The sequence below is a fragment of the Streptomyces sp. NPDC054796 genome (assembly GCF_053611545.1).
In genome coordinates this window covers 127,221-134,144 of sequence record NZ_JBSHAO010000023.1, presented here as the reverse complement: position 1 = coordinate 134,144, position 6,924 = coordinate 127,221, and the positions used below count along the sequence as shown (strand labels likewise).

The window sequence follows — 6,924 nt, the reverse complement described above, 5'->3', positions numbered from 1 at the left end:
ATCGCCCAGGAATTCGGCATCTCCCAGATGCACGTCTCCCGCCTCATCACCGGCGCCTGCCGCCGCATACGCGAAGAGATCGAGAACACACCGGAAGAGGCTGAGCCGGGCGGCAGGGCCACCGGCTGACCTGCGGCGGGCCGGTACGTGTCGCGGGCGTGTCGCGGGCCGGGGTTTACCGGCCCCTCCCGAGGCAACCGGTAACCCGCCACCACACGGGTGGCAGCACCACCGCCGCGTCCCTCCGGGGCCCGGCGACATCGCAGGGAGGCAGACTCATGCTGAAGGCAATCGCGGACATCCTGCGGACCATCGGCGGTGCCGTCGCCACCGTCGTCACACTGCCCTTCCGCTTGGTGGCACGCCTCTTCGGTGGCGCCTCCGACAGCGCGCACGGCCGCCACTGACACCCGTGTACGGCCCGGCGGCCCGCCGGGCCGTACACGGCACGGCTCCCGCACCGGTGCCGACACACGGTGCGCGCACATCGGACCGACATCGGAGCGATATCGGAGCGCCCACGTCCGCATCCCGGCAGCACAGCAGGGCACCCGGCCCCTACGACAGCGCTGAGGACATGAGCGCGGAAGGGAGTCCGGCGTGGGCAAGAGCAAGGACGATCCGCAGACGGCGGTCGACGAGATGGAGGAGGAGATCCGCAAGGACCGGCCCGCCCTCGACGACGGGGAGGCCGAGCCGGCCGAGCGGTCGGAGAAGCACGGTGCGGAGGCGGAGGACGCCGCGACCACCAACGAGGACGCGCCCGCGAAGCCCTCCGGCGAGACCCCCGACTGAGCGGGGCGGCGCCTGCCGGGCGGGCCCCTGTGCGGGGCCCCTGCCCGGAGGGGCTCCCGGGGAGGCTTTCCGGAGGGCCCAGGGCTCAGCCGCGTGTGTAGCGGTGCTTCACCCCGGCCGGGAAGAACTCGGGGTCGGCGAAGTCCCGGAGCACGATGTGCGGGAGCTGCCGATCGACGGGTACGTAGTGCGCGAACTCGCTGTTCAGGCGGACGAGCTGGTCCCGTACGGAGACGGCGATCGCCCCGGCGTCGGCGTCCCGTCGTCCCGCCGCCCGCTCGACGGTGATCCGCAGGCGCCGGTCGTACGCCTCGTCCTCCTCGGTCTCCAGCACGAAGCGCCCGGTGACCCCGTCGCTGATGCCGCGCTGCTCTAGGCCGACGGTCACGTTCTCCGGGTAGACGTTCGCGCCGAAGAAGGACACGGTGAACAGGGACCGGCCGAAGACGTACACGAAGGGCAGCTCTCCGCCCTTGCTCCCCGAACGTGCCACCGGGTCGAAGCCGTGCCGCGCGCAGAAGCGGAGCATCTCCTCGTACGGCACGAGCCCGCCCTCGTCGGCGATGTGGTAGCGGACCAGGGGGATCCCTCCGTCGCCGGAGAAGAGCAGGGTGCCCTCGTGCGTCTCGAAGAAGCGGCTCCCCGGGTCGTACTGCGCCAGGGTGGGCAGCCGCGCCTCGCCGAACAGTTCCCTGGCCGGGCCCGGGTGGGCGGCGAAGAAGCGGCGCACGGTGACGGACAGCGGCGTCTCGTTGCCCAGCACGCCCGCGTCCGCCGTGCCGTAGAGGGAGGCGGTGTCGTGTGCCGGATCCGGCAGTCCGGCGCGTTCTGCGACGAGGTCGCGCCACTCCTCGCTGAACACCTCACCGGCGAGGACCAGCTTGACCGCGTACGTGTCCCAGGGGACCCCGGAGGCCGCGCCCGCGTCGATGACGTCCTTGAGGAAGGGCGGGTATCCGAGGAGGACCGTCTGGTCGAAGTGGGGTGCCAGTTCGGGGACGATGCGCAGGATCTCGTCGGTCCTGTTGCCGGGCGACACGGCGGTGACGGGGTAGCCCTTGGCGGCGAGGTGCCGTACGCAGGCCGTCGTGAACATCCCGCCCACCCAGGTGCCCAGCGGGAAGCAGACGACCGCCAGCGTGCTGCGCTCCCCCGCCCTGAACGCGTCGCGGAAGATCTGCTCGAAGCGGCGCGCGACCCGCAGTTCGTCGACGACGGTGCGCGGCCACACCGTCGGACGCCCGCTGGAACCGGAGGAGACGGCGACCATGTCGCAGCCCTCGACGCGGCCGTCCCGGCAGCGTTCGGGGAGGGGATACCGCTGGTGGTAGGACGCCTTGTCGAGCAGCGGGAGGCGGCGGAAGTCGGCCATCGTGCGGACGCCCGCAGGATCGACGCCGTGCTCCGCGAGGAACGCGCGGTAGGCGGGCACCGAGGCGGCCACCCGCCGGAAGAGGGCCACGGGGTCCTCTGCCCCGGTCAGCTCCGTGTCCGCGGCGAAGTCCGCGAGCGCCGAGGCGACGTGGCCCGGCCGGTCGTGGTCCCTCATGAGGCGTCCCTTCCACGGACGAGGCGACGGGTGGTGGCAGGCCGCGGCGGCGCGGGCGGCCTCCATCATGCGGGCGCACGGGGCGGGCCGCCAGTACCGGCGGCGGGGTGCGCCAGGGGCAGGGCGCGGGGTGGTGAGGGTGGTGAGGGTGCCACGGGAGGCCGTCGTAGAGTCGAGGAGTACCCCGAGCCGTGGCGGACGCGGCTCGCTATCGCTGGAAGGCGACCGTGACTGCGAACAACGAGCCCCTGTCCCTGCTGGACCTGCCGCCGCTCGGCGCGGCGCACTTCGCCGCCATCGAGGACAAGATCGCGTCCTTGATGGGGACGCGTGCCGACGTCGTGGCCATGCAGGGCGAGGCACTGCTGCCCCTGGAGGCGTGCATCCGTTCCGCCGCACGCGCCGGCAGCACGGCCCTCAACATCGTCACGGGACCCTACGGGGAGACGTTCGGCGGCTGGCTGCGGTCCTGCGGCGCCGAGGTGGTCACCCTCAGCGCACCCTTCACCGGCGCGGTCTCCCCCGGCCAGGTAGCGGAGGCGCTGCGCGAGAACCCCGCCGTCGAGCTGGTGAGCCTCGTCCACGCGGAGGCGGCGACGGGCAACACCAACCCGGTCGCGGAGATCGGCGCCGTGGTGCGGGAGCACGGCGCGCTGCTCATGCTCGACGCCGTCGCCTCGGTGGGGGCCGAGCCCCTGCTGACCGACGAGTGGGGCGTGGACCTGTGCGTCATCGGCGGCCAGAAGGCCCTGGCCGGGCCCGCGGGAGTGTCCGCCGTCTCGGTCGGCCCGCGTGCCTGGGAGCGGATCGCGGCCAACGAGCGGGCTCCGCGCCGCTCCTACCTCTCCCTGCTGGACTGGAAGGAGAGGTGGCTCGACGGGGGCCGCACGGCGCTTCCGCACGCCCCGGCGCAACTGGAGATGCTGGCGCTGGAGCAGGCCGTGGACCGCGTCGCCGCCGAAGGGCTCGACGCCGCCATCGCCCGGCACAGGGCCGCCTCCGCCGCGCTGCGTGCGGGGGCGCGGGAGCTGCCGGGCCTCTCCCCCTACGTGGTCAGGGACGCGGACGCCGCACCGGCTGCCACCACGCTGCGCGCCCCCGCTGATCTGGACGCGCGCGACGTGGTGTCCGCCGCGCTCGCGGTGGACGGCGGCGTGCCGCTCCAGGCCGCGGCCGGGCCGCTGGCCAAGGAGATGCTGCGGGTCAACCACTACGGGCGCGCCGCGGACCGTGCCGTCACTCTCGCCACGCTGGAGGCCCTGGCGGGCGGCCTGCGCGCGCTGGGCCTGGAGGCGGCGAGCGGCGACGCGGCGCGCGGGGCCGCGGACGCGGCCTGGGACGCCGCCACCATCACGAGCTGACGGCCACACGCGAGCCGCCCTGCGGGGGCTGGGCCGCGCGGGACGGGACTCGCGGGTCCGGCGCCCCGTGAGGGTGGTGCCTCGCGGGACGGCCCCCGCAGTGGGCGTGTCGCCTGAGCAGTTCGCGCGGTAGCGGGCGGTCGAGGCGGCGGCCAGGCCGCCGCCCATGTGGTGCCCGGCGAGGACATCACCGTCGGGGACGCGTCCTCCTTGCCGAGCGCCAGTCGGCTGCGCCCGAAGGACTGGAGCCGGGGACCTCGCCGGGCGGCGCCCCGGCCGCGTCCCCGGTCCCGTCGGCGGCCCGGCGCGTCCGCGCCTACGTCCCCGTGGGACCGTAGGCGCGTCCCGTCGGCGCCCCGGTCCGTCCGCGCCCCGCCCGGTGCCCGCAGTTACCGCTACCAGGTGACGGGCAGCTCGTAGAGCCCGTAGATGACCGCGTCGTACTTGAACGGGAGCCGCGCCACGTCCTCCGTCACCCGGAGCGTGGGGATGCGCCGGAAGAGGGTCGGGTAGATGACCTGGAGTTCCATCCTGGCCAGCGGCTGGCCGACGCAGTGGTGGGTGCCGGAGCCGAACGCCTGGTGCTGGCGGGCGTCGCGGGTGAGGTCGAGGCGGTCCGGGTCGGGGAAGACCGCGGGGTCCCGGTTCGCCAGCTCGCCGAGCAGGATCACGCCGTCGCCCGCGCGGATGGTGCGGCCCGCGATCTCGATGTCCTCCACCGCGGTCCTGCGGCGCCCGAGGTGCACGACGGAGAGGTAGCGCAGCAGCTCCTCCACCGCGGTGGCGATCACCCTGGGGTCCTCGGCCTCGCGGATGACGGCGAGCTGATCAGGGTGCTGGAGCAGGAGCAGCGTGCCCAGGCTGATCATGTTCGCCGTGGTCTCGTGCCCGCCGAGGAGCAGCAGCACGCCCATCGTGACCGCTTCCCTGCGGGTCAGCTCACCGGCCTCGATCAGCTCGGCGAGCTTGGAGAGCAGATCGTCGCCGGGCTCGGCGAGCTTTTCGCCGACCAGGCGGTCCAGGTACTCGGCCAGGTTGGTGTGCGCGGCCTGCCGCGCCTCGGGTGTGGAGACGGCGGAGACGATGTCCTTGCTGTTGTTCTGGAAGAACTCGTGGTCCTCGTAGGGCACTCCGAGCAGTTCGGAGATCACCAGCGAGGGGAGGGGCAGCGCCAGCGCCTGGACCAGGTCGGCGGGGTTCGGCCCGGCGAGCATGTCGTCGATGAAGCCGTCGACCATCTTCCGCACGACGGGCCGCAGCGCCTCGATCCGTTTGACGGTGAAGGCGCCGCTGACCATCCGGCGCAGCCGGGCGTGCTCCGGGTCGTCCATGCCGACGAAGCTCATGTCGGTCCTGCCCGCGTGCGCGTGGCGCGGGTCGACGGGGCTGGGGAAGCCGGGGTGGGAGAAGTTCGCGCTCAGCCGGGGGTCGGCGAGCAGCGCCTTCTGCTCGGCGTGGCTGGTCACCACCCAGGGGGTGCTGTCGCCCCAGGACCTGACCGGCGCCACCGGGCCGTGCCGTGTCAGGTCCCGCAGTTCGGGTGACGGGTCGAAGGGGCAGACGGCGGAGCGCGGTGCCGGGAAGTCGGGGATGTCGGCCGGGGCGGTGCCGGAGCTGTGCGCGGTGGTCATTGCGTCCTCCAGTGGTGCCGGGTGTCTGAGACGTTCAGAGGCGTTCAGGGGGGTTCCGGGGCGTTCAGCGCGTTCAGGCGGTGTCGCCCGGCTTGGCCACGGAGAGCGGTGGCCGGGCCGGGGGTGTGTCCGTGTCCTGCGGAGGCGCGGTCCTGCGCAGGGGGATGGTGACGGCGATCGCCGCGGCCAGGAGGGCGACGCCACAGCCGAGCAGCATGCCCGTGCGGATGCCGCTCTCGGAAGGCAGTGACCGGCCACCCATCCGCACCGTCATCTGGGCGAGGACGATCCCGACGACCGCGGCGGCGACGGAGGTGCCGACGGAACGCATCAGCGTGTTGAAGCTGTTGGCCGAGGCGGTCTCCGACTGCGGGACCCCGCTCATGATGAGCGCGGGCATGGCTCCGTAGGCCAGCGCTACGCCGGTGTTGCAGACGCAGGTGACGATCAGCAGGCCCCACGTCGAGCCCATCAGGAACAGCGACGAGCCGTAGCCGAGGGCGATGACGAGGCTGCCGACGGCGAGGGTCGTCTTCGGTGTGCGTGCGGCGGACAGCTTCGCGCCCAGGGGCGACACGAGCATCATCATCAGCCCGGACGGTGCCATCCACAGCCCGGCGGCCTGCATGGACTGGCCCAGTCCGTAGCCGGTCTCGCTGGGCAGTTGCAGCAACTGCGGCACGATGAGCGCCGCCGCGTACATCGAGAAGGCGACGACGATCGACGCCGCGTTGGTCACCAGCACCTGCGGGCGTGCCGCGACGCGCAGATCGACGAGCGGAGCGGGGCTGCGCAGCTCCCACCAGCCCCATACGGCGAGGACGGCCGGCGCCGCGATCAGCAGCCCGAGGACGGCGGTGCTGGACCAGCCCCAGTCGGCGCCCTTGGAGACGCCGAGCAGGAGGCAGACGAGACCGGCGCCGAGGCCGAGCGCGCCCACCGTGTCGAAGCGGCCACCGGCGAGCGCGGGTGTGGCGGGTATCAGGAACCAGACCAGGGCGCCGACGAGGGCGCTGAGCCCCGCCGAGACCCAGAACAGGACGCGCCAGTCGGCGTGTTCGACGACGGCGGCGGCAAACGGCAGGCCGAGCGCGCCGCCGATGCCGAGCGAGGAGGAGATCAGCGCGATGGACGAGCCGAGCCGCTCCGGCGGCATGAGGTCGCGCAGCGCGCTGATGCCCAGCGCCACGATGCCCATGCCCATGCCCTGCATGCCGCGGCCGACGACCATCTGCGCGAGGGAGTCGGCGAGGGCGCAGAGCACGGAGCCCGCCACGAGCGGGACGCAGAGGCCGAGGAGGACGCGGCGCTTGCCGTAGAGGTCGCCGAGGCGCCCGCTCGCGGGTGTGGTGACGGCTCCGGCCAGCAGGGTGGCGGTGACCGCCCACGAGGCGTTGGAGGCCGAGGTGTCCAGCAGGACGGGCAGCTCGCCGATCAGCGGGACCACCAGGGTCTGCATGAGCGCGGCGACGATACCGGCCAGCGCCAGCACGCCCACGACCGCTCCGGGCCGTTGGGCGGTTCTCGGGGTCATTGCGGGTTCCTTTGTGCGGTGCGGCTTGGCGGCTCGCGGAGGTACGGGCGGGGT

At 73.5% G+C, this 6,924-nt stretch carries 7 protein-coding genes; 4 read left to right on the top strand and 3 right to left on the bottom strand.

Annotated elements, in window-relative coordinates; translation table 11 throughout:
- The 3 genes from ACWGJ2_RS20700 to ACWGJ2_RS20690 all read left to right on the top strand — a co-directional run bounded on the left by ACWGJ2_RS20700 (position 1) and on the right by ACWGJ2_RS20690 (position 795).
- Positions 1-129: a hypothetical protein gene (locus tag ACWGJ2_RS20700; protein WP_453347603.1), complete on the top strand. Its 129-nt coding sequence runs from the start codon at positions 1-3 to the stop codon at positions 127-129.
- 149 nt (positions 130-278) lie between these two features.
- On the top strand, positions 279-407 hold the full coding sequence (locus tag ACWGJ2_RS20695) for an LPFR motif small protein (protein WP_453347598.1): 129 nt from the start codon (positions 279-281) through the stop codon (positions 405-407).
- Positions 408-600: 193 nt separating this feature from the next.
- Positions 601-795 carry a hypothetical protein gene (locus ACWGJ2_RS20690; protein ID WP_453347597.1) on the top strand — a complete coding sequence of 65 codons (195 nt, stop codon included), beginning with the start codon at positions 601-603 and terminating at the stop codon, positions 793-795.
- 85 nt (positions 796-880) lie between these two features.
- Here the strand turns inward: ACWGJ2_RS20690 and ACWGJ2_RS20685 are convergent, their stop codons facing one another.
- Positions 881-2,344 (bottom strand): phenylacetate--CoA ligase family protein, encoded by a 1,464-nt coding sequence (locus tag ACWGJ2_RS20685; RefSeq protein WP_453347596.1) that lies wholly within the window; start codon positions 2,342-2,344, stop codon positions 881-883.
- 227 nt (positions 2,345-2,571) lie between these two features.
- Between ACWGJ2_RS20685 and ACWGJ2_RS20680 the strand changes: the two genes are divergently transcribed.
- Entirely contained in the window at positions 2,572-3,705 is a 1,134-nt protein-coding gene (locus tag ACWGJ2_RS20680; RefSeq protein WP_453347595.1) for a pyridoxal-phosphate-dependent aminotransferase family protein, read from the top strand.
- 395 nt (positions 3,706-4,100) lie between these two features.
- Here the strand turns inward: ACWGJ2_RS20680 and ACWGJ2_RS20675 are convergent, their stop codons facing one another.
- Positions 4,101-5,336: a cytochrome P450 gene (locus ACWGJ2_RS20675; RefSeq protein WP_453347594.1), complete on the bottom strand. Its 1,236-nt coding sequence runs from the start codon at positions 5,334-5,336 to the stop codon at positions 4,101-4,103.
- Positions 5,337-5,409: 73 nt separating this feature from the next.
- On the bottom strand, positions 5,410-6,870 hold the full coding sequence (locus ACWGJ2_RS20670; protein ID WP_453347593.1) for an MFS transporter: 1,461 nt from the start codon (positions 6,868-6,870) through the stop codon (positions 5,410-5,412).
- Between the last annotated feature and the right edge of the window lie 54 nt (positions 6,871-6,924).

What these genes read in the sequence shown, in the direction of transcription:
- ACWGJ2_RS20670 (WP_453347593.1), bottom strand. Translation starts at nt 6,870, where the DNA reads ATGACCCCGAGAACCGCCCAACGGCCCGGAGCGGTCGTGGGCGTGCTG.
- ACWGJ2_RS20695 (WP_453347598.1), top strand. Translation starts at nt 279, where the DNA reads ATGCTGAAGGCAATCGCGGACATCCTGCGGACCATCGGCGGTGCCGTC.
- ACWGJ2_RS20675 (WP_453347594.1), bottom strand. Translation starts at nt 5,336, where the DNA reads ATGACCACCGCGCACAGCTCCGGCACCGCCCCGGCCGACATCCCCGAC.
- ACWGJ2_RS20685 (WP_453347596.1), bottom strand. Translation starts at nt 2,344, where the DNA reads ATGAGGGACCACGACCGGCCGGGCCACGTCGCCTCGGCGCTCGCGGAC.